Genomic DNA, 20,736 nt, shown 5'->3' with positions numbered 1-20,736 from the left:
GAACCGGGGCCCGCTACCTACAGGGCGCGGGCGGGCGGGCCCCTACAATCCGGCGCTTTGCAGCCTTCCAGGAGCCTCCCCGTGCAGCCTTCGCCGTCCATCTTCAAGGCCTATGACATCCGCGGCATCGTGCCTTCCACGCTGGACGAGGACGTGGCCCGCGCCCTGGGCCGGGCCTTTGGCATGGCAGCGCTGCGCGAAGGTGAGCGCGCGGTGGCCGTGGGCCGCGACGGGCGCGTGTCCGGCCCGGCGCTGGCCGGCGCGCTCATCCAGGGCCTGGTGGACGTGGGCCTGCAGGTCATCGACGTGGGCGCCGTGACCACCCCCATGCTGTATTTCGCCGCCAGCACACTGGCGACTTCCGGCATCCAGGTCACGGGCAGCCACAACCCCAAGGACTACAACGGCTTCAAGATGGTGCTGGCCGGCCGCGCCATCTATGGCGAGGAGATCCAGCAGCTGCGCCGCGCCATGGAGCAGCAGGACTGGCTGCTCAAGGAGGGTGGCGGCGTGCGCAGCGCCGACGTGCTGCCCGCCTATACCGAGCGCATCACCAGCGACGTGAAACTCGCCCGCCCCATGAAGATCGTGGTGGACAGCGGCAATGGCATCGCCGGTGCCTCCGCCCCGGGCATCTTCCGCGCTCTGGGTTGCGAGGTGGTGGAGCTGTTCTCCGAGGTCGATGGCGACTTTCCCAACCACCACCCCGACCCGAGCAAGCCCGAGAACCTGCGCGACGTTATACGCGCCTTGCAGGAGACCGACGCCGAGCTCGGCTTGGCCTTCGACGGCGATGGCGACCGCCTGGGCATCGTCACTAAGGAAGGCAACAACATCTTCCCGGACCGGCAGATGATGCTGTTCGCCCGCGACGTGCTTTCGCGCGTGCCCGGTGCGCCCATCATCTTTGACGTGAAGTGCACGCAGCGCCTGGCGCCGGCTATTTGCCAGGCCGGCGGCGAGCCCGTCATGTACAAGACCGGCCACTCGCTCATCAAGGCGCGCATGAAGGAGCTGGATTCGCCGCTGGGCGGCGAGATGAGCGGCCACATCTTCTTCAAGGAGCGCTGGTACGGCTTTGACGACGGCACCTACGCCGGCTGCCGGATGCTGGAGATCCTCAGTCGCCACAGCGACGCCAGCGCGGTCCTGGACAACCTGCCCACCAGCCACAGCACGCCCGAGCTGAACGTGCAGTGCGAGGAAGGCGAGCCGCACCGCCTGACGGCCCAGCTGCAGCAGCTGGCCGAGGGCGCCTTCGCCGCGCCGGCGCAGGTCAGCACCATCGACGGCCTGCGTGTGGACTGGCCGGACGGCTTCGGCCTGATCCGCGCCAGCAACACCACGCCGGTACTGGTACTGCGTTTCGAGGGCCAAACGAGCGAAGCGCTGGCCCGCATCGAGGCCGAGATGCGCGCCCTGCTGGAGCGCGTCAAGCCCGGCGCGCACATCGGCGGCGCGGCCCACTGACCTGCCGCGGCGCACTGCCTGCGCGCCGCTACCGTTCGTCCATGCAGCGATTCGCCCTCTGGCTCTACGCCCTGGCCACCTGCCTGGCCACGCCGCTGCTGCGCGCCAAGCTGCGCCGCCGGGCGCTGGCCGAACCGGCCTACGGCCAGCATGTGGACGAGCGCTTCGGCCACTACGGCCCGGCGCTGGACAGCGTGCAGCCGCAGGCCGAGGACGAGCGCTTCGTCTGGATTCATGCCGTGTCGTTGGGCGAGACGCGCGCCGCCGCCCTGCTGCTCAAGGAGCTGCGTCCGCTGCTGCCCGGCATGCGCCTGCTACTGACGCACGGCACCGCCACCGGCCGCGCCGAGGGCGCCGCCCTGCTGCAGCCAGGCGACGTGCAGCTGTGGCTGCCCTGGGACACACCGGGCGCCACGCGGCGCTTCGTGCGGCACTTCCGGCCGGCGATTGGCATCCTGATGGAGACGGAAGTCTGGCCCTGCCTGGCCGCCGCCTGCCGCCGCGCCGGCGTGCCGCTGGTGCTGGCCAATGCGCGGCTGAACGAGAAATCCCGCGCCGGCGCCCGCCGCCTGGCCTGGCTGGCGCGCCCGGCCTACGCCGGCTTGGCGGCCGCCTGGGCCCAGACCGAGGCGGACGCCGAGCGCCTGCGCAGCGTGGGCGCGCCCGTGGCCGCCGTGCTGGGCAACCTGAAGTTTGACGTGATGCCACCGCCCGCGCAGCAGGCGCAGGGCCGCACCTGGCGCGCTGCGGCTACCCGGCCCGTGGCGCTGCTTGCCAGCTCGCGCAAGGGCGAGGAGGCGTTGTGGCTGACTGCCTTGCAGTCAAATCGGCCTCCAGCGCAGGCTGGGCAAGCGCCAGCAGCTATCAAAACAGGAGCTATTGGCAAGCTGCAATGGCTGCTGGTGCCGCGCCACCCCCAGCGCTTCGACGAGGTCGAGCGCCTGTGCCGCGCCGCCGGCCTCACGGTCTCGCGCCGCAGCCGCTGGACGGGGGGGCCCGAGCCCGCCGACGTGTGGCTGGGCGACAGCATGGGCGAGATGGCGCTGTACTACGGCCTGGCCCACGTGGCGCTGCTGGGCGGCAGCTTCGAGCCGCTGGGTGGACAGAACCTGATCGAGGCCGCCGCCTGCGGCTGCCCGGTGGTGATGGGGCCGCACACCTTCAACTTTGCCGAGGCGGCGGAGCTGGCCCTGCAGGCCGGCGCCGCCGAGCGCGTGCCGGACATGGCCAGTGCCGTGCAGGCGGCCGCCGCGCTGGCGCTCGACGCGCCCGCCCAGGCGCGTGCGGCCGGGCGCTGCCTGGCTTTTGCCGAAGCCCACCGTGGCGGCGCCCTGGCCACGGCGCTGGCCATCGTGCAGCAGCTGCGCCGGCCCACGGAACGATGATTTGGTGGCCGGCGCGTGCCGGCTGGCCCACAATCGTCGCCATTGCCCAGGCCTGTTCAGGCCGCTGACCGAGACCCCGACCGCCATGATGGACAAGCATTACCTCACCCCTTTGTTTGCCCCCAGCTCGATCATCGTGCTGGCCGGCAGCAGCGATGCGGCCGACGGCCTGACGCCGCAGGCACGGGTACTGCGCGATGCGCTGCGCGCGCAGCGCTACACGGGCGAGCTCACTTTCCTGGGTGTGGACACCTCCGGCACGCTGGCCGACCTGGCCCAGACCCGGGCCGATCTGGCCATCCTGGCGCTGCCGCCGCAGGAGCTGGCCGCCGGCCTGGAACTGGCCGCGCGCGTCAACTGCCGCTGCGCGCTGGTGGTCAGCAGCGGGGTGGACGCCGAACTGGCCGCCCAGCTGCGCAAGATCGCCCGGCGCGAGGGCATGCACCTGCTGGGGCCCAACTCATCGGGCATCCAGCGCCCGTCGCTGCAGCTCAACGCCAGCGCCGCCGGGCCGCTGGCGCGCGATGGCTCGCTGGCGCTGCTGTGCCAGTCGGGGGCGCTCACCACCTCCATCCTGGACTGGGCGCGCAACAACGCAGTGGGCTTTTCCAGCGTGATCTCGCTGGGCCCGCACACCGACTTGGGCCTGAGCGAAGCGCTGGACTTCCTGGCCAACGACCCGCGCACGCAGAGCATCGTGGTCTACATGGAGGGCATACAGAACGCCCGCCGCTTCATGAGCGCGCTGCGCTCGGCCGCCTACGCCAAGCCGGTGGTGGTGCTCAAGGCCGGGCGCAAGCCGGCTGGCAACGAGGCGGCGCAGACGCACAGCGCCGCCATCGTGGGCAGCGACGACGTGTTTGACGCCGCCCTGCGCCGCGCCGGCGCCGTGCGCGTGCGCTCGTTCGTCGCGCTGTTTTCGGCCGCCAAGTGCCTGGCGTCACGCTACCGCCCGGTGGGCCGGCGCCTGGGGTTGATCACCAACGGCGGCGGCCCCGGCGTGCTGGCGGCCGACTGGGTCAACGAGATCGGCCTGGACCTGGGCCGCCTGTCGCCCGAGGCCGTGGCCAAGTTGGCGCCGCAGCTGCCGCCGCTGGCCTCGCTGGCCGACCTGATGGATCTGTCGGAAGAAGCTGGGCCTGCGCATTACCGCGCTGCACTGGAAGCAGCCTTTCGCGACCGCACGGTGGACGGTGTGCTGGCCATCTTTTCGCCCAAGGAGGGCATTGACCCCACGGCCGTTGCTGCCGAGCTGGCCGAGGCCAAGCGCCTGGCGCCCAAGCCGCTGCTGGCCTGCTGGATGGGCGATGCCTCGGTCGTGCCGGCGCGCGAGGTGCTGCGCGAGGCGCAGATTCCCAACTTCCGCACGCCCGAGGCGGCCGTGGGCGCCTTCGGCAACATCGCCAGCTTTTATCAAAACCAGCAGCTGCTGCAGCAGACCCCGGCGCCCCTGACGGCGATGGCCAAGCCCGACATCGAGGGCGCGCGCCTGGTCATCGAAACGGTGCTGGCCGAGCGCCGCAACGTGCTGACCGAGATGGAGTCCAAGACGCTGCTGGCGGCCTTTCACATTCCCGTGACGCGCACGGTGCTGGCGCGCAGCCCGCACGAGGCGGCGATGATCGCTACGCAGCTCGGCTTTCCGGTGGCCTTGAAGATCGACTCGCCCGATATCGCCCACAAGTCGGATGTGGGCGGGGTGGTGCTGAACGTGCACAGCGGCGCCGCCGCCCGCGACGCCTACGCCGACATGGTGCAGCGCGTGGCACGGCTGCACCCTGGCGCACGCATCAACGGTGTGACGGTGCAGAACATGGCGCGCGCGCGGCGCGGACGCGAGATCAACATCGGCCTGGTGACGGACGAGCCGTTCGGCCCGGTCATCACCTTCGGCGCCGGCGGCACCATGATCGAGCTGATCAACGACCGTGCCATGGAACTGCCTCCGCTCAACCAGTTCCTCGCGCGCCGGTTGATCGACCGCTCGCGTGTGGCCGAGACGCTGGGCGAGTGGCGCGGCGCCGCCGCCGTGGACCGAGTGGCACTGGAGCAGGCGCTGCTACGTGTGTCGGAGATGGTCTGCGCGCTGCCCCAGCTGCGCGAGATGGACATCAACCCATTGATCGTGGACGAATTGGGAGCGGTGGCCGTGGACGCGCGCATCGTGGTGGGCGAGAGCACGCAGGCCGGCGCGCGTGGTGAAGGCCAGTACGGCCATCTGTCCATCCTGCCGTACCCGGCGCGCTACGAGCAGGTTTGGCCGCTGCGCGGTGGTGGAGACTACGTGGTGCGTCCCATCCGGCCCGACGATGCGCAGATGGTGCAGCGCCTGGTGCGCGAGCTGTCGCCCGAGAGCCGCTACTTTCGCTTCGTGTCGCAAATCGCGGAGCTGCCGCCTTCGATGCTGTCGCGCTTTACGCTGATCGACTACGACCGTGAGATGGCTCTGGTGGCCGAGCACCGCGAGCGGGTGCTGGATGAGGAAGGTGAGGTAAGCCACAAGCAGCGCATCGTGGGGGTGTCGCGCTATGTGACGAATCCCGATCAGATGAGCTGCGAATTCGCGCTATTGGTGGCGGACGACTTTGCCGGTCAGGGACTGGGCTCGCGCTTGATGCTGAGCATCATGGAGGTAGCGCGCGAGCGGGGGCTGTCGGAAATCCAGGGCCTGGTGCTGGCCAACAACCCCAACATGCTCAAGCTGATGCGCCGCCTGGGCTTCGAGGTGCGCCCGTTCCCGGACGACCCCGAATTCCGTTTGGTGGTGCATCAGCTCTGAGCTCAGATCCTGCCCATGAGCAGCAGGACGATGAGGATGACGACCACCAGGCCGACGCCGCCGACAGGGCCATAGCCCCACGAGCGGCTGTAGCCCCAACTGGGCAGTACGCCGATCAGGATCAGGATCAGGACGATGAGCAGAATCAGTGAGAGCGACATAAGCCTTGGTTCCTTGTGGTTGTGATGGCAAATGGGCGGTTAGGCCCTTGCGGCGCGTCCTGCCTCCAGATGCAGGCTGCGTGCCGCATTTGTCGCAGCTGGCGCGCGGCGGCGGGGTAGGCGGGCGGCGCGCAGCAGAGTAAGGCGGCAGGCCGGCAGCTGCGACGGGCGGCTCTCCTACAGGACGCGGCTGGCCGCCGCCTTAGCGTTGCCGCTCCTCGAAACCCCACAGGAGCGTGACGCATGACCCGACCCCCTTCCGCCCAGGCCACCAGCGCCGAAGCTGCCGCACGCAACACCGATAGCGGCCCTGCCACGGTCCCCGAAGGCGCCAAGACGCCGGCCGCCACCAAAGCCGCGCAGACACAGCAGCTGGCCGCCGGCATGCCCACCAATCCGACCAAGCCCGCAGAGTACGGAGAGGCCAGCGGCCTCGCTCCCAGCACCGGAGCGACAGTGGAGGCGGACTCGCGCCTGCCGCTGGCCAGCGCGTTGTCGGAAGAAAACACCAATGACAAGACCGGGACGGTGGCCCCCGAGGGCCGCAACAACACCATCGACACCCTGGACCGGGTGCGTGTGGATTCCACCGGCCAGGTGCTGACCACGAACCAGGGCGTACCCATCTCGGATAACCAGAACACGCTGTCGGCCGGCGTGCGCGGGCCGGCGCTGCTCGAAGACTTCATCCTGCGCGAGAAACTCACCCACTTCGACCACGAGCGCATCCCCGAGCGCGTGGTGCACGCCCGGGGATCGGGTGCGCATGGCTACTTCGAGTGCACGGAGGCGATTACCGACATCACCCGCGCCGCGCCCTTTCAGCAGGTGGGTAAGAAGACGCCGGTGTTCGTGCGTTTTTCCACCGTGGTGGGCGAGCGCGGCTCCAAGGACACAGCGCGCGACGTGCGCGGCTTCGCCGTGAAGTTCTATACCGACGAGGGCAACTGGGACCTGGTGGGCAACAACATGCCGGTGTTTTTCATTCAGGACGCGATGAAGTTCCCCGACCTGGTGCACGCCGCCAAGCCCGAGCAGCACCACCAGATGCCCCAGGCCGCCAGCGCCCACGACACCTTCTGGGATTTCGTCTCGCTCATGCCCGAATCCACGCACATGCTGATGTGGCACATGTCGGATCGGGCGATACCGCGCAGCTACGCCACCATGCAGGGCTTTGGCGTGCACACCTTCCGCTGCGTGAACGCCGAAGGCAAGGCGACGCTGGTGAAGTTTCACTGGTTGCCCCTGGCGGGCACGCATTCGCTGGTGTGGGACGAGGCGGTGAAGATCTCCGGCGCCGACCCGGACTTCAACCGGCGCGACCTGTGGGAGCGCATCGACAGCGGCGCCTATCCACAGTGGGACCTGGCCGTGCAGCTGTTCACCGAGGAACAGGCAGAAGCTTTCAGCTTCGACGTGCTGGACTCCACCAAGATCATTCCCGAGGAGCTGGTGCCACTACGCGTCATCGGCCGCATGACGCTGGACCGCAACCCGGACAACTTTTTTGCCGAGACCGAGCAGGTGGCCTTTTGCATCGCCAACATCATCCCCGGCATCGACTTCACCAATGACCCGCTGCTGGCCGGGCGCATCCATTCGTACTTTGACACGCAGCTGCTGCGCCTGGGCGGACCGAACTTCCACGAGATTCCCATCAACGCTCCCGTCGTGCAGGTGCACAACAACCAGCGCGACGGCTTCCATCGCCAGGCCATACCACGCGGACGGGTGGCCTACGAGCCCAATTCGCTGGCCGGAGGGTGCCCCTTCCAGGCGGGCATGCAGGGTTTCATGACGGTGCCTGCGCGCGCAGAGAACCGCGAGGGCGCGGCCAAGATCCGCGCCAAGCCAGAGAAGTTCGCCGAGCACTATGCGCAGGCCCGCCTGTTCCTGGAAAGCCAGACGCTGGCGGAGCAGGCCCACATCGCCGCCGCCTTCCGCTTCGAGCTGAGCAAGGTGACCGTGCCCGCGGTGCGTGAGCGCATGGTGGCTTCGCTGCGCAACGTGTCCGAGGAACTCGCCGCACAGGTGGGCGAGGGCCTGGGCATGGACCCGCTGCCTGCGCCCCTGGCGCCGGCCATGGCCAATCCGCCCGAGCCTGAGGTCACGCGTTCGGAATTTCTGTCGCTGATGGCACGACCGGGCGATGGCTCCATTGCCGGGCGCAAGGTGGCGATCGTGGTAGGACCGGACACCGATGCCGCGTTGGCGCGCGAGCTGCAGCAGGCCTTGCTGGAGCGCGGTGCCGTGGGCCGCTTCGTGGGCGCGCGCATCGGGCCGGTGGCGGCGCAGGGGGGCGAGCTGGACGCCGATGCCTCGACTGAAAACTCGCCCGCTTTCCTGTTCGACGCTCTGGCCATCCCCGGCGCCAGCGAGCAGATGGCGCGCGATGCCCACGTGGACGAGTTCGTGCGCGACACCTACCGCCATTGCAAGCCCATCTTTGCCTCCGGAGCGGCGGCCGACTTGGTCAGGCGGGTGCTGCCACGGGACCTGGATACGGCGGTCGACCCGGCCTTGCTGCTGCAAGACGACAACGCAGGGCAAAAAGCGCTGCAGCGCTTCGTGGCCCTGTTGGGTGCGCCGCGCGACTTCTCGCGCGAGACCGATCCGCCGCGCGTTTGAGGCCTGATCGGGAAACCTCTGCCATGACAGACCCCAAAAAAGCCTCGCACCCGGTGCCCGCGTCCTCAGGGCGTAACCGCTTCGCGACCCATCGCACGCTCATCCTGGCGGCCATTGTCGTGGCCTTCCTGCTGCTGGCGATCTGGGTTCCGTGGTAGCCGGGGCTTACGCCGGACCCCTAGCACAAAGGCCGGCGCTGGGCGCCGGCCTTTTAAGCCTCTGGAGCGGGAGGAGGACAGGAGCGTGCGGTTAGCCCGCCAGGCCCTGCGCCAAAAAGGGCGTCTTGGCAGCCCCGGCAGCCCCGGCATCCTCGCGCTTCTTGAGCGCGGTGATGCGGGGGATCTGCGTGGACGGGTCCAGCACAAGGCGGCTTTCCTCGGCTGGAGACAGCTCTGCCTGCAGCCGTGCCACGCGGTCGCGGTACATCTGGGCCAGGGCGCTATGGTGCTCGGCAGCGTTTTCATGCTCCAGGGCGGCCATGCGGGCCTCGTCCATGCAGCGCTGCGCACGGCGCGTGTAGATGGTGGCGGGGTCGAAGAATCGCTTGAACATGGCCGGTCTCCTGGCAGATGGGGTATGGCTGGACATTACGTGTGCGCACGGCCAAGCGCACGTCAGACGACAGCGTTAGCGCCCGCCGGAAAGCGCACGGACGCGCCGTCGGCCCCGGCGCGGCGAGCAGGCCGCTGGCACACTGGAACACCGCTTTTTTTCCTCTCGGATTCATTCATGGCGAAATCCTCCTTTGTCCGCCCGCAGGGCGAGCGCCGGGCCCTGCTGTGGCTGGTGGCTCTGGGTTTCTTCATGCAGACGCTGGACGCCACCATCGTCAATACGGCGCTGCCGGCCATGGCGCGCGACCTGGGCGAGAGCCCGCTGCAGATGCACTCGGTCATCGTCGCCTATTCACTGGCGATGGCGGTCCTGATCCCGGCATCGGGCTGGCTGGCCGACCGTTTCGGCACGCGCAGGGTCTTCATGGCGGCCATCGCGTTGTTCGTGGCCGGTTCGGTGCTGTGCGCGCTGTCGCCGTCGCTGCCGCTGCTGGTGGGATCGCGCGTGGTGCAGGGCCTGGGCGGGGCGCTGCTGCTGCCCGTGGGCCGGCTGGCCGTGCTGCGCGCCTTTCCGCGCGACGAATTCATCCAGGCCATGAGCTTCGTGGCCATCCCCGGCTTGATCGGGCCGCTGATCGGCCCGACGCTGGGCGGCTGGATGGTGGAGTACGCCTCCTGGCACTGGATTTTCTGGGTCAACGTGCCGGTCGGGCTGCTCGGCCTGGTGGCGGCACGCCGTTACATGCGCGCCCAGGACGTGCAGGGCACGCGTCGCTTCGACGCGGTGGGCTACGGCCTGCTGGCCTTCGGCATGGCCGGGGTCTCGCTGGGCGTGGAGGGCATGGCCGGCGGCGGCGTGCGCCGGGCCTCGGCGCTGGTGCTGCTGGTCTTCGGCCTGGCCAGCCTCGCGGCCTACGGGCTGCACGCGCTGCGCAGCAGCAGCCCGCTGTTCGCCCCGGCGCTGTTTGGGGTGCGCACGCTGCGCGTGGGGCTGCTGGGCAACTTCTTCTCGCGCCTGGGCAGCTCGGCCATGCCCTTCATGATTCCGCTGGTGTTGCAGGTCAGCCTGGGCTACGCGCCTATGCAGGCCGGCATGATGATGCTGCCCACGGTGCTGGGCAGCATGGCGGTGAAGCCGCTGGTCACGCGCATCGTGCAGCGCTTCGGCTACCGTGAGGTACTGGTGGCCAACACCTTTGCGCTGGCGCTGCTGGTCATCAGTTTCGCCGTGGTTGCGCCCGGCTATCCGGTGGCGCTGATGGTGGCGCAGCTGGCGCTGTTCGGCGCGGTGAACTCGATGCAGTTCTCGGCCATGAACACCATCACGCTGAAGGACCTGGAGCCGGCGCATGCCAGCAGCGGCAACAGCCTGCTGTCGATGGTCCAGATGCTGGCCATGGGCATGGGCGTGGCACTGGCCGGCGCCGTGCTGGCCAGCATGCAGGCGCACTTTGGCGACGGCGCGGGCACGCTGAATGCCTTCCGCGTGACCTTCGCCTGCATGGGCCTGCTGACGCTGGCGGCCACGGCGCTGTTCTTCCAGCTGCCGCCGCACGAGCCGCCGCGCCCGCATCCGCTGGGGCCGATCGAGCAAAGTTGAGGCCACCGCGGTCAGACGGCCTTGTCCTACGCGGCGAGGGTCCGTTACAGCTCTGGCTGCCTGCAGGCGGCGCCCGTAGCATGCAGCCACATTTTTGACAGCTAGGAGAGGACGCATGGTCTTTCGCATCTCGATCGCCATGGTCGCGGCACTGGTACTGCTGGCGGGCATGGCGCCGGGGCCGTTCAACGATGCCATGCAGGCGGTGCTGGCGATGGTCGTGCGCGGCGCCGGGTGGATGTACCTGCTGGTGGTGTTTCTGGCGCTGCTGTTCCTGCTCTACGTAGCCTTCGGGCGCCTGGGACGGCTGCGCATCGGCGGCGAAGACGCCGAACCGGAGTTCTCGCGCACCAGCTGGCTGGCCATGCTGTTCGCTGCAGGCATGGGCATCGGGTTGGTGTTCTGGGGCGCGGCGGAGCCCGTCTCGCATTTCCTCAATCCGCCCGAGGGCCTGCAGCCACAAAGCCCGGCCGCGGCGCGGGCTGCGATGCGCTATGCGTTTTTCCACTGGGGCCTGCACCCCTGGGCCATCTACGCCCTCATCGGACTGGCGATGGCATGGTTCCAGTACAACCGCGGCGGGCGCGGCCTGGTCAGCGACATGCTGGAGCCCGTGATCGGCGCGCGCCACCACGGTGCGCTGGGCCATGCGGTGAACATTGCCGCCGTGGTGGCCACGGCCATCGGCGTGGCCACCACCCTGGGCTTCGGCACGATCCAGATCGCCGCCGGGTTGCACCGGGTGTTCGGCATTTCCCCGGGCAAGACCACGCAGCTGGTCACCATTGCCGTGGCCTTCGTGCTGTACATGGCCTCCAGCACCAGCGGCGTGGAGCGCGGCATCAAATGGCTGTCCAACTTCAACCTGGCCCTGGCCGGCCTTCTGATGCTGGCCGTGCTGCTCATCGGCCCCACGGGATTCATCTTCGATACCTTCACCACCACACTGGGTGCCTACATCAATCAGTTGGTGGTGATGAGCCTGCGCCTGTCGCCGTTCTCCGACAACACCTGGGTGCGCGACTGGACGGTGTTTTACTGGGCTTGGTGGATCGCCTGGGCGCCCTTCGTAGGCGCCTTCATCGCGCGCGTATCGCGCGGGCGCACGGTGCGCGAGTTCGTGGTGGGCGTGGTGCTGGCGCCCAGCCTGCTGGGCTTCGTATGGTTCTCGGTGTTCGGTGGAGCGGCACTGCAGGCGCTCATCTTTGGCGAGGTGGACCTGCTGCAGGCGCTGGCCGGCGGCTACGAGACGGTGCTGTTCGCGCTGTTCGATAGCCTGCCAGGCAGCAGCCTGCTGGCCCTGGTGGCGCTGGCGCTGCTGATCATCTTCTTCGTCACCTCGGCGGATTCGGCTGTGCTGGTGCTGGCCAGCATGTCCACCGACGAGGCGGGCGACCCGCCCTTGTACAAACGCGCCGTCTGGGGCGTGGCCGTGGCGCTGATCGCCGCCGCCCTCCTGCTGGCCGGCGGGCTGGATGCGCTGCAGAACCTGATCACCATCGCAGCGCTGCCTTTTGCGGTGATGATGGCTCTGGTCATGGTCAGCGTCTACCGCGAGCTGGACGGCGAGGACACCAGGCTGCGCCGCCGCGCCCAGCGCATGCGCCGCATGATGGAGCTGTGGATCGCCCGCGAGCGCGAGGCGCAGCGTGGTGGCGACGGCCGCCCCGGCACCAGCGAGCCGGTCAATCCCCCGCGTCTCCCATGAAGCCTCCGCTCTGGTGCGCCCACAGCCGGGCGTAGATGCCGCCCAATGCCAGCAATTGGGCGTGCGTGCCCTGCTCGACGATGCGGCCCTCGTCCAGCACGATCAGCCGGTCCATGGCGGCGATGGTGGACAGGCGGTGGGCGATGGCGATCACCGTCTTGCCGTGCATCAGATCCTGCAGACTGTGCTGAATGGCCAATTCGGCCTCGCTGTCCAGCGCGCTGGTGGCCTCATCCAACAGCAGGATGGGCGCGTCCTTGAGCAGCACCCGGGCGATGGCCACGCGCTGGCGCTGCCCACCCGAGAGCTTCACGCCGCGCTCGCCCACCTGGGCGTCGTAGCCGCTGCGGCCCTGCAGGTCGGTCAGCTGCTCGATGAACTCGGCCGCTTCGGCGCGGTCAGCGGCAGCGCGCATCTCCTGCTCGCTGGCGTCTGGCCGGCCGTACAGAATGTTTTCGCGCATTGAGCGGTGCAGCAGCGAGGTGTCCTGCGTGACCATGCCGATGGCCCCGCGCAGGCTGTCCTGCGTGACGTGGCGAATGTCCTGCCCATCGATCAGGATGCGTCCGCTGCCCACGTCCGACAGGCGCAGCAGCAGATTGACCAGTGTGGACTTGCCCGCGCCCGAGCGCCCGATCAGGCCGATGCGCTCGCCCGGGCGGATGGTCAGCTGCAGATGGTCGATGACCTGCCGCCCGCCGTCCTTATAGGCAAAGCTCACGTCGTCGAAGGTGATCTCGCCGCGGCTGACGACCAGCGGCCGGGCATCGGGCGCGTCGTTGATGCTGCGCGGGCGCGTCAGCGTCACGATGCCGTCCTGAATGGTGCCCACGTTCTCGAACAGGCCCGTCATCTGCCACATGATCCAGTGCGAGTAGCCCATCAGCCTCAGCGCCATGGCCAGCACCGCAGCCACCACGCCGGCGCTGGCCTGGCCCTGGGTCCACAGCCACAGGGCCGTGCCGCCCGAGCCCAGCAGCAGCAGGGTGATCATGAGGTGATTGGTGATCTCGAAGCGGCTGACCAGGCGCATCTGGGCATAGCCCGTGGCCTTGAAAGCCTCCATGGCGTTGCGTGCGTACTCGGCTTCGCGCCGGGTGTGGGCGAACAGCTTGACGGTGGTGATGTTGGTGTATGCGTCGGTCACCCGGCCGGTCATCATGGACCGCGCGTCGGCCTGGGCCTTGCCGATGGCGCCCAGCCGCGGCACGAAGTACCAGCAGGCGGCGCCATAGCCGGCCAGCCACAGGGCAAAGGGCAGCACCAGCCGCCACTCAAAGCTGGCCGCCAGCACCAGAATGCCGATCATGTAGACGCTCACGCCGACCAGCACGTCCACCACCATGAAGACCACTTCGCGCACCGACAACGCCGTCTGCATGACCTTGGTGGTGATGCGCCCGGCGAACTCGTCCGCGTAGAACGACATGCTTTGGCCCAGCATCAGCCGGTGGAACAGCCAGCGCAGCCGCATGGGGAAATTGATGGCCAGCACCTGGTGCATGACGGCTGTGTGCAGGGTCAGCAGCAGCGTGCTGGACAGCAGCACCGCCGCGATGGCCAGCACCGTGCTCAGCTGGGTCTGCCAGAAGTCCAGGGGCGAGACCACGGCCAGCCAGTCCACCACCCGCCCGAGGATGGCGAACAGCAGCGCCTCATAGATCGCCAGCAGGGCGGAGGTGAGGGTCAGCAGGGCGATCCAGCCGCGCATGCCCTGGGTGCAGCGCCATACGAAGGCGAAAAAGCCTTGCGGCGGCGACTGGGGTTCGGCGGCCGGATAGGGCGGCACGCGGCCCTCGAAGTAGCGAAACAACACGGGGCGGTTTTTTTGCATTGAACGGCCGCCCAATATATCGGGCGGCAGCGCGCCGCGTGCGGCGGCGGGTCGGCTTTGCTCCCCCTGGACAGCGCGCCCGAGGTCGGGGCCGCACGCCCGCGCTTAGGGCGTGAGCACGTTCTCAAGCCCCGATGAATGCGGCTATGCTGCAGACCACCATGCAAGCCCTCCCGCAGTTGCGCCACGAAGGTTGGCACCGCCTGCCCGGCCTCGTCGTGGCGTTGGCCGGCATCCTGGCCAGCTACGGCTGGTGGCAGTACCAGGAAGGCGTCATGCAGTCGCTGGCCAGCGTGCGCTTCGAGCGCCAGGCGATCGCTGCCGCCGATGCGCTGCAGCGCGGCGTGGAGACCAAGGGCGACCTGTTGGTGGGTCTGCGCGGCCTGCTCATGGTCACCCCGGACCTGCCGCGCGCCGATTTCGAGCGCGTGGCGCAGTCGCTGAAGCTGGACATGGGCCATGGCAGCGTGCTGAACCTGCACTTCACGCGGGCCGTGCCCGCCGCCGAGCGCTCCGCGTTCGAGGTCGGCGCCCGGGTCGATCCCCACGTGGACGGCAGCCTGCCGTCGCATTTCACCATCCACCCGGTGCTGGATGTGTCCGAGCACTTCGTGGTCGATTTCGTCTGGCCGGTGCAGGGCAACGAGCAGGTCCAGGGGCTGGACATCCAGTCCCAGCCCGCCAACGTGCAGGGCTACCTGGTGGCACGCGACACCGGCGCGCTGGTCGTCACGGCGCCCTTTTCCATGGCCCAGGAAGGCCCGGGAGGGGCGGCCATCAACATCCGGCTGCCAGTGTTCCTGCCGGCGCCGCCAGGCCAGCAGCCGCGCTTTCTGGGCGCCGTGGGGGCGCTGGTCAGCATCAGCGTCCTGGTGGAGGGCATGCGCGACCGGGGCTACCTGGACGGGCTGCTGCTGTCCGTGCACGACGTCGGGCTGGCCACGGGCGCGCAGCCGCAGCCACCCCAGCCGCTATACGTGGGCGACGATCTTTCCGTGGGCAGCGGGCACATCCGGCACGACGTGCAGGTGGGCGGGAGGCTGTGGCGCGTGGAGATCGCACGCACGCAGTCCTTCCTGACGCCGCAGGAAGAGCACCTGCCGGCCAGCATGGCGGCGGGGGCGCTGCTGGTGACGGCCCTGCTGACCGCCCTCGTGGCCTTGCTGGCGCGGCGGCGGGTACAGGCGCTGGCCCATGCGGAGCTGGCCTCACGCGCCGCACGCGAGAGCGAATCGCGCTTTCGCGCCGTGTTCAACCAGGCGGCCGTGGGCATGGCCCAGGTGCACTCCGCCCAGGGCGGCGTGGTGCGGGCCAACCAGCGCTTTTGCGAGCTGCTGGGCTACGACAGCGAGGAGATTGCCAGCCTGCACATGCAGGATGTCATCCACCCCGAAGACCTGCCCGGCAACCAGGCACTGCTGGCGCGCCTGATCGCCGGTGAAATCCCCGAATACCGGCTGGAGCAGCGTTTCCGCCGCAAGGACGGCAGCCAGGTTTGGGTGGATGTCACGGTCTCGGCCATGCGCGGCGGTGACGGCCCGGTGAGCTACCACATCGTGGTGGTTCAGGACATTAGCGAGCGGCGCAACACCGAGGACGAGCTGCACTACCTGGCCTACAACGACCTGCTGACCGGCCTGCCCAACCGCCGCCTGCTGATGGACCGCCTGGAACAGGCCCTGGTCATGAGCGCGCGACATCAGACCTGCGGCGCCGTGCTGCTGCTGGATCTGGACCAGTTCAAGACGCTGAACGAAACCCGCGGCCACGAGGCCGGCGACAAGCTGCTGCGCGGCGTGGCCGAGCGGCTGCGCCGCTGCGTGGGCAGCGGCGATACCCTGGCACGCCAGGGCGGCGACGAGTTCGTGGCCGTGCTGCGCGAGCTGGGCGGTACCTCCGAGGAAGCGGCCGCCCACGCGGAGGAGGTGGCGCAGCGCATGCTGGCGGCACTGCACGAGCCCTTCGAGCTGGACGGCGGCGAGCCGCACCACACCACGCTCAGCATCGGCGTGACGGTGTTTGGCAGCCAGGGTGAGGCCGCCGAGGACCTGATCAAGCACAGCGAGCTGGCCATGTACGAGGCGAAGGCAGCCGGGCGCAACACGCTGCGTTTCTTTGACCCGCAGATGCAGGCCGCCGTGGCCGCCCGCGTGCAGCTGGAGGCGGACATGCGCGTCGGCCTGGCCACCGGGCAGTTCGAGCTGTACTACCAGCCCAAGATGGCCGACGGCCGCATCCGCGGCGCCGAGGCGCTGCTGCGCTGGCGCCATCCGCAGCGCGGCTTCGTCTCGCCGGCCGAATTCATACCGCTGGCCGAGGATTGCGGCCTGATCCTGCAGCTGGGCCAGTGGGTGCTGCACACCGCCTGTGCCCAACTGGCCGCCTGGAGCGGCCACCCGCTGCTGGGCGAGCTGGCCTTGGCGGTGAACGTCAGCCCGCGCCAGTTCCATGAAAGTGGCTTTGTCGCCCAGGTGCTGCAGGCGCTGGCCGGCAGCGGCGCCGAGGCCCGCCGGCTGCGCCTGGAGCTGACCGAAGGCATGCTGCTGCAGGACATGGAAGACACCATCGCCAAGATGGTGCAGCTGCGCGGCTACGGCGTGGGCTTTGCGCTGGACGACTTCGGTACCGGCTACTCGTCGCTGGCCTACCTCAAGCGGCTGCCGCTGCACGAGCTGAAGATCGACCAGGGCTTCGTGCGCGACGTGCTGACCGACCCCAACGACGCGGCCATCGCCCGTACCATCATCGCCCTGGGCAGCAGCCTGGGCCTGGAGGTGGTCGCCGAAGGGGTGGAAACCGAGGCGCAGCGCGCCTTCCTGGAGCGCCACGGCTGCCGCGTCTGGCAGGGCTATTTGCTGGCGCCGCCGCTGCCGCGCGAGCGTTTCGAGGCGCTGGTCGCGGAGCGCGCCGCCCAAGCGGTCTGACGTGCTATCGCAAAAATAGCTGCCTGCGCTTGTCCAGCAAGGGCCAGGGCTGTTTTTGACCATTAATCCGCCGAGAGCTCCGGCGACGGGTGCCACGCAGCGGCACGGTTATCATTTCAGCCCCCTTCCGCGTCCCGCCGCTTCTGTTGTCCCTGTGCGCCTGAGCTCCATCAAACTTGCCGGCTTCAAGTCCTTCGCCGAACCCACCCAGTTCGTGCTGCCGGGCCAGCTCGTCGGCGTGGTCGGGCCCAACGGTTGTGGCAAGTCCAACATCATGGACGCTGTGCGCTGGGTGCTGGGCGAGTCGCGCGCCAGCGAGCTGCGCGGCGAGTCCATGCAGGACGTGATCTTCAACGGCACCACCAGCCGCAAGCCCGCCAGCCGGGCCAGCGTGGAGCTGGTCTTCGACAACCACGACCACCGCGCCGGCGGGCAGTGGAACCAGTTCACCGAAATCGCCGTCAAGCGCGTGCTCACGCGCGACGGCACTTCCAGCTACTACATCAACAACCAGCCCGTGCGCCGGCGCGACGTGCAGGACGTCTTCCTGGGCACCGGCCTGGGCCCGCGCGCCTACGCCATCATCGGCCAGGGGACGATCTCCCGCATCATCGAGTCGCGCCCCGAGGACCTGCGCCTGTTCCTGGAAGAGGCGGCCGGCGTGTCCAAGTACAAGGAACGCCGGCGCGAAACGGAAAACCGACTGGCCGGCACGCGTGAGAACCTGACCCGCGTCGAGGACATCCTGCGCGAGCTGGATGCCAACCTGGAGAAGCTGGAAAAGCAGGCCGAAGTCGCCGCCCGCTACAACCAGCTGAACGACCAGGCCACGCTGCGCCAGCAGCAGCAGTGGTTTTTGAAGCGCACCGAAGCGCAGGCCGAACAGGACCGCGTGCGCAGCGAAGGCCTGCAGGCCGTGAACGACCTGGAGGCACGCACCGCCGAGCTGCGCCATGTCGAGGCCGAGCTGGAAACCGTACGCCAGGCCCATTACAGCGCCGGCGACGCGGTCAACCAGGCCCAGGGGCGGCTGTACGAGGCCACCGCCGAGGTGGGCCGGCTGGAGGCCGAGATCCGCTACGTGGTGGAAGGCCGGCAGCGGGTGCAGCTGCGGCTGCAGCAGCTCGCCGAACAGATCGAGGAATGGGCCGCGCGCAAGGCCGAAGCCGAGGCCGAGGCCGAGCGGCTGGAGGCCGAGGGCTTCGACGCCGAGGAGCAGGCCGAGCTGCTGGCCGCCCAGGTCGAGGAGCAGGCCATGGCCCTGCCCGAACTGGAGGATGCCCTGCGCCAGGCGCGCGAGCGCAGCGAAAGCCAGCGCAGCGCCGTGGTGCAGATCCAGCAGCAGATCCAGGTGCTGGCCGCCGAGCAGCGCAGCATGGACGAACAGGCGCGCCAGCTGGCCGCGCGTGGCGAGCGCCTGCGCGCCGATCAGGGCGCCCTGGAAGCGCCGGATGAGGCCCGCCTGGACCACCTGCGCCAACAGTTGGCGGAAGCCGAGGAAGCCGCCGAAGTGGCCGAAGGCCGCCTGGCCGAGCTGCAGGACGCCGTGCCCCAGCTGGACGAAGAGCGCCGCGTGCGCCAGCAGGCGCTCAACGCCGAGACCGCGCGCCAGTCCGAGCTGGCCGCCCGGCTGTCGGCCCTGCAGGCGCTGCAGGAGCGCGTGAAGGTGGACGGCAAGCTCCAGCCCTGGCTGGCGCGCCACGGCCTGGACGGCCTACAGGGTCTGTGGAGTCGCATTCACATTGAGCCCGGCTGGGAAAGCGCGCTGGAGGCCGCCCTGCGTGAGCGCCTGGCCGCGCTGCCCGTGGGCCGACTGGAGAGCGTGCGCGGCTTTGCCGGCCCCGGCACGCACGAAGGGCCGCCGGCGCGCCTGGCCTTCTACAGCACACCTATCTCCGCACCCGCGGCGCTGGCCCCGGCCGGCGGGCTGCCGCGCCTGTCCGACCTGCTGCGCGTGCCCGACGCACCCTTGCGCGCAGTGCTGGCCGGCTGGCTGCACGGCTGCCATACGGCCGGCTCGCTGGACGAGGCCCTGGCCGCCCGCGCCGCTTTAAACCCGGGCGAGGTGATCTATGTCGCCTCCGGCCACGCGGTGCGCCCGCACAGCGTGGAATTCCATGCCCCCGACTCCGAACAGTCCGGCCTGCTGGCGCGCGCCCAGGAGATCGAGCACCTGCAAAAGGAGGTGCGCGCCCAGGCCTTGATCGCCGAAGAGGCCGGCACCGCCCTGGCACGGGCCGAAGGCTCTTTGGCCGACGCCTCGCAGCGCCTGGTGGGCGCGCGGCGCGAGGCCAGCGAGGCCCAGGGCCGCGCCCACGAATTGCAGATGCAGACCCTGCGCCTCACCCAGGCGCTGGAGCAGGCGCGCGCGCGCAGCCAACAGATCGGCGCCGACCTGCACGAGGTGCAGCAGCAACTGGCCGACCTGCACGAGCGCAAGGCCATGGCCGAGGCGCGCTTTGAAGAACTGGACATGCAGCTGGCCGACACCCAGGAGCGCCACGCGCAGTTGGGCGAGCGGGTGATCGAGGCCGAGCGTCGCGTCAATGAGTGCCGCGAGCAGCAGCGCCAGCTGGAGCGGCGCGCCCAGGAGGCCGAGTTCGCCCAGCGCAGCCTGGGCGCGCGCCGCGCCGAGCTGGCCCGTACCGTAGACACGGCCGCCCGCCAGACCCAGAGCCTGCACGAGGAGCGCGAACGCGCCAGCGCCGAGCAGGCCCGCCTGAGCGATGCCGCCGCCCAGGGCGGCTTGCAGCAGGCGCTGGAGGCAAAAATGGAGCGCGAGCGCGAGCTGGCCGCGCAGCGTAGCCAGTACGGTGAACTCACCGCCCGGCTGCGCGCCAGCGACGAGCGGCGCATGCAGGGCGAGCACACGCTGGAGCCGCTGCGCCAGCGCATCACCGAGCTGCAGCTCAAGGAGCAGGCAGCCCGGCTGGGCCTGGAGCAGTACGACTCGCTGCTGACGGACGCCCAGGCCGACCTGCAGGCGCTGGCCCAGTCCGTCGCCGAGGGCAACGTACGCCTGGCCGGCCTGCAGGGCGAGATCGACCGCCTGCAGCGCGAGATTGCCGCCTTGGGCGCCGTCAACCTGGCGGCGCTGGAGGAGCTCGGCCTGGCGCGCGAGCGCAAGGGCTTCCTCGACGCACAGATGCAGGACTTGCAGCTCGCCATGACCACACTGGAGGACGCCATCCGCAAGATCGATGGCGAGACACGCAGCCTGCTGTCGGGCACTTTCGAGGCCGTCAACGACCACTTCGGCCGCATGTTCCCCGAGCTGTTCGGCGGCGGCCAGGCGCGTCTGACCATGACCGGCGAGGAAATCCTCGACTCCGGCGTGCAGGTCATGGCCCAGCCGCCGGGCAAGAAGAACCAAACCATCCACCTGCTGTCCGGCGGCGAGAAGGCGCTCACCGCCATCGCCCTGGTGTTCGCCATCTTCCAGCTCAACCCGGCGCCCTTTTGCCTGCTGGACGAGGTGGACGCGCCGCTGGATGATGCCAACACCGAGCGCTATGCGCGCCTGGTGGCCAGCATGTCGCGCGGCACGCAATTCCTCTTCATCAGCCACAACAAGATCGCCATGGAGATGGCCGAGCAGCTGATCGGCGTGACCATGCAGGAGCAGGGCGTTTCGCGCATCGTGGCCGTGGACATGGAGTCCGCACTTTCCATGGCCGAGGCCTGAACCAT

At 69.4% G+C, this 20,736-nt stretch carries 12 protein-coding genes; 9 read left to right on the top strand and 3 right to left on the bottom strand.

The features are described 5' to 3' along the window. The first annotated feature begins 81 nt into the window (after positions 1-81). The 3 genes from RT282_RS08590 (at position 82) to RT282_RS08580 (ending at position 5,634) form a co-directional block, all read left to right on the top strand. Entirely contained in the window at positions 82-1,470 is a 1,389-nt protein-coding gene (locus RT282_RS08590) for a phosphomannomutase/phosphoglucomutase (protein WP_313313233.1), read from the top strand. A gap of 41 nt (positions 1,471-1,511) precedes the next feature. Next, on the top strand, positions 1,512-2,855 hold the full coding sequence (locus RT282_RS08585) for a 3-deoxy-D-manno-octulosonic acid transferase (protein WP_313313231.1): 1,344 nt from the start codon (positions 1,512-1,514) through the stop codon (positions 2,853-2,855). A gap of 85 nt (positions 2,856-2,940) precedes the next feature. Further along, positions 2,941-5,634, top strand: a complete 2,694-nt coding sequence (locus RT282_RS08580) for a bifunctional acetate--CoA ligase family protein/GNAT family N-acetyltransferase (RefSeq protein ID WP_313313230.1) — start codon at positions 2,941-2,943, stop codon at positions 5,632-5,634. A gap of 2 nt (positions 5,635-5,636) precedes the next feature. On the opposite strand, the gene RT282_RS08575 is transcribed toward RT282_RS08580, so the two are convergent. Then, the gene (locus RT282_RS08575; protein WP_312303028.1) at positions 5,637-5,795 is read right to left on the bottom strand and encodes a DUF3309 family protein; all 159 of its coding nucleotides are present in this window, start codon (positions 5,793-5,795) and stop codon (positions 5,637-5,639) included. 243 nt (positions 5,796-6,038) lie between these two features. Here RT282_RS08575 and RT282_RS08570 point away from each other — a divergent pair, with 243 nt between their 5' ends. Both RT282_RS08570 and RT282_RS08565 read left to right on the top strand, forming a co-directional pair. Further along, on the top strand, positions 6,039-8,426 hold the full coding sequence (locus RT282_RS08570) for a catalase (protein WP_313313229.1): 2,388 nt from the start codon (positions 6,039-6,041) through the stop codon (positions 8,424-8,426). 23 nt (positions 8,427-8,449) lie between these two features. Continuing rightward, the gene (locus tag RT282_RS08565; RefSeq protein ID WP_312303024.1) at positions 8,450-8,584 is read left to right on the top strand and encodes a hypothetical protein; all 135 of its coding nucleotides are present in this window, start codon (positions 8,450-8,452) and stop codon (positions 8,582-8,584) included. A gap of 91 nt (positions 8,585-8,675) precedes the next feature. On the opposite strand, the gene RT282_RS08560 is transcribed toward RT282_RS08565, so the two are convergent. Beyond that, on the bottom strand, positions 8,676-8,978 hold the full coding sequence (locus RT282_RS08560) for a hypothetical protein (protein WP_313313227.1): 303 nt from the start codon (positions 8,976-8,978) through the stop codon (positions 8,676-8,678). Positions 8,979-9,155: 177 nt separating this feature from the next. On the opposite strand from RT282_RS08560, the gene mdtD reads away from it, so the two are divergent. Both mdtD and RT282_RS08550 read left to right on the top strand, forming a co-directional pair. Next, positions 9,156-10,580, top strand: a complete 1,425-nt coding sequence (gene mdtD, locus RT282_RS08555; RefSeq protein WP_313313226.1) for a multidrug transporter subunit MdtD — start codon at positions 9,156-9,158, stop codon at positions 10,578-10,580. 115 nt (positions 10,581-10,695) lie between these two features. Then, the gene (locus RT282_RS08550; protein WP_313313224.1) at positions 10,696-12,288 is read left to right on the top strand and encodes a BCCT family transporter; all 1,593 of its coding nucleotides are present in this window, start codon (positions 10,696-10,698) and stop codon (positions 12,286-12,288) included. On the opposite strand, the gene RT282_RS08545 is transcribed toward RT282_RS08550, so the two are convergent. Beyond that, positions 12,266-14,101 (bottom strand): ABC transporter ATP-binding protein, encoded by a 1,836-nt coding sequence (locus tag RT282_RS08545; protein WP_313314001.1) that lies wholly within the window; start codon positions 14,099-14,101, stop codon positions 12,266-12,268. The two genes, RT282_RS08550 and RT282_RS08545, sit on opposite strands and share 23 nt — an antisense overlap. Before the next feature lie 182 nt (positions 14,102-14,283). Here RT282_RS08545 and RT282_RS08540 point away from each other — a divergent pair, with 182 nt between their 5' ends. Beyond that, positions 14,284-17,046 carry an EAL domain-containing protein gene (locus tag RT282_RS08540; RefSeq protein WP_313313223.1) on the top strand — a complete coding sequence of 921 codons (2,763 nt, stop codon included), beginning with the start codon at positions 14,284-14,286 and terminating at the stop codon, positions 17,044-17,046. Between the two features lie 154 nt (positions 17,047-17,200). Then, positions 17,201-20,731, top strand: a complete 3,531-nt coding sequence (smc, locus tag RT282_RS08535; protein WP_313313222.1) for a chromosome segregation protein SMC — start codon at positions 17,201-17,203, stop codon at positions 20,729-20,731. Positions 20,732-20,736: the final 5 nt, after the last annotated feature.

The sequence above is a fragment of the Pulveribacter sp. genome, assembly GCF_032079985.1.
Classification (GTDB): Bacteria; Pseudomonadota; Gammaproteobacteria; order Burkholderiales; family Burkholderiaceae_C; genus Melaminivora.
This window is presented reverse-complemented; position numbering and strand designations above follow the sequence as displayed.

What these genes read in the sequence shown, in the direction of transcription:
- RT282_RS08585 (WP_313313231.1), top strand. Translation starts at nt 1,512, where the DNA reads ATGCAGCGATTCGCCCTCTGGCTCTACGCCCTGGCCACCTGCCTGGCC.
- RT282_RS08580 (WP_313313230.1), top strand. Translation starts at nt 2,941, where the DNA reads ATGATGGACAAGCATTACCTCACCCCTTTGTTTGCCCCCAGCTCGATC.
- RT282_RS08575 (WP_312303028.1), bottom strand. Translation starts at nt 5,795, where the DNA reads ATGTCGCTCTCACTGATTCTGCTCATCGTCCTGATCCTGATCCTGATC.
- RT282_RS08570 (WP_313313229.1), top strand. Translation starts at nt 6,039, where the DNA reads ATGACCCGACCCCCTTCCGCCCAGGCCACCAGCGCCGAAGCTGCCGCA.
- RT282_RS08565 (WP_312303024.1), top strand. Translation starts at nt 8,450, where the DNA reads ATGACAGACCCCAAAAAAGCCTCGCACCCGGTGCCCGCGTCCTCAGGG.
- RT282_RS08560 (WP_313313227.1), bottom strand. Translation starts at nt 8,978, where the DNA reads ATGTTCAAGCGATTCTTCGACCCCGCCACCATCTACACGCGCCGTGCG.
- mdtD (WP_313313226.1), top strand. Translation starts at nt 9,156, where the DNA reads ATGGCGAAATCCTCCTTTGTCCGCCCGCAGGGCGAGCGCCGGGCCCTG.
- RT282_RS08550 (WP_313313224.1), top strand. Translation starts at nt 10,696, where the DNA reads ATGGTCTTTCGCATCTCGATCGCCATGGTCGCGGCACTGGTACTGCTG.
- RT282_RS08540 (WP_313313223.1), top strand. Translation starts at nt 14,284, where the DNA reads ATGCAAGCCCTCCCGCAGTTGCGCCACGAAGGTTGGCACCGCCTGCCC.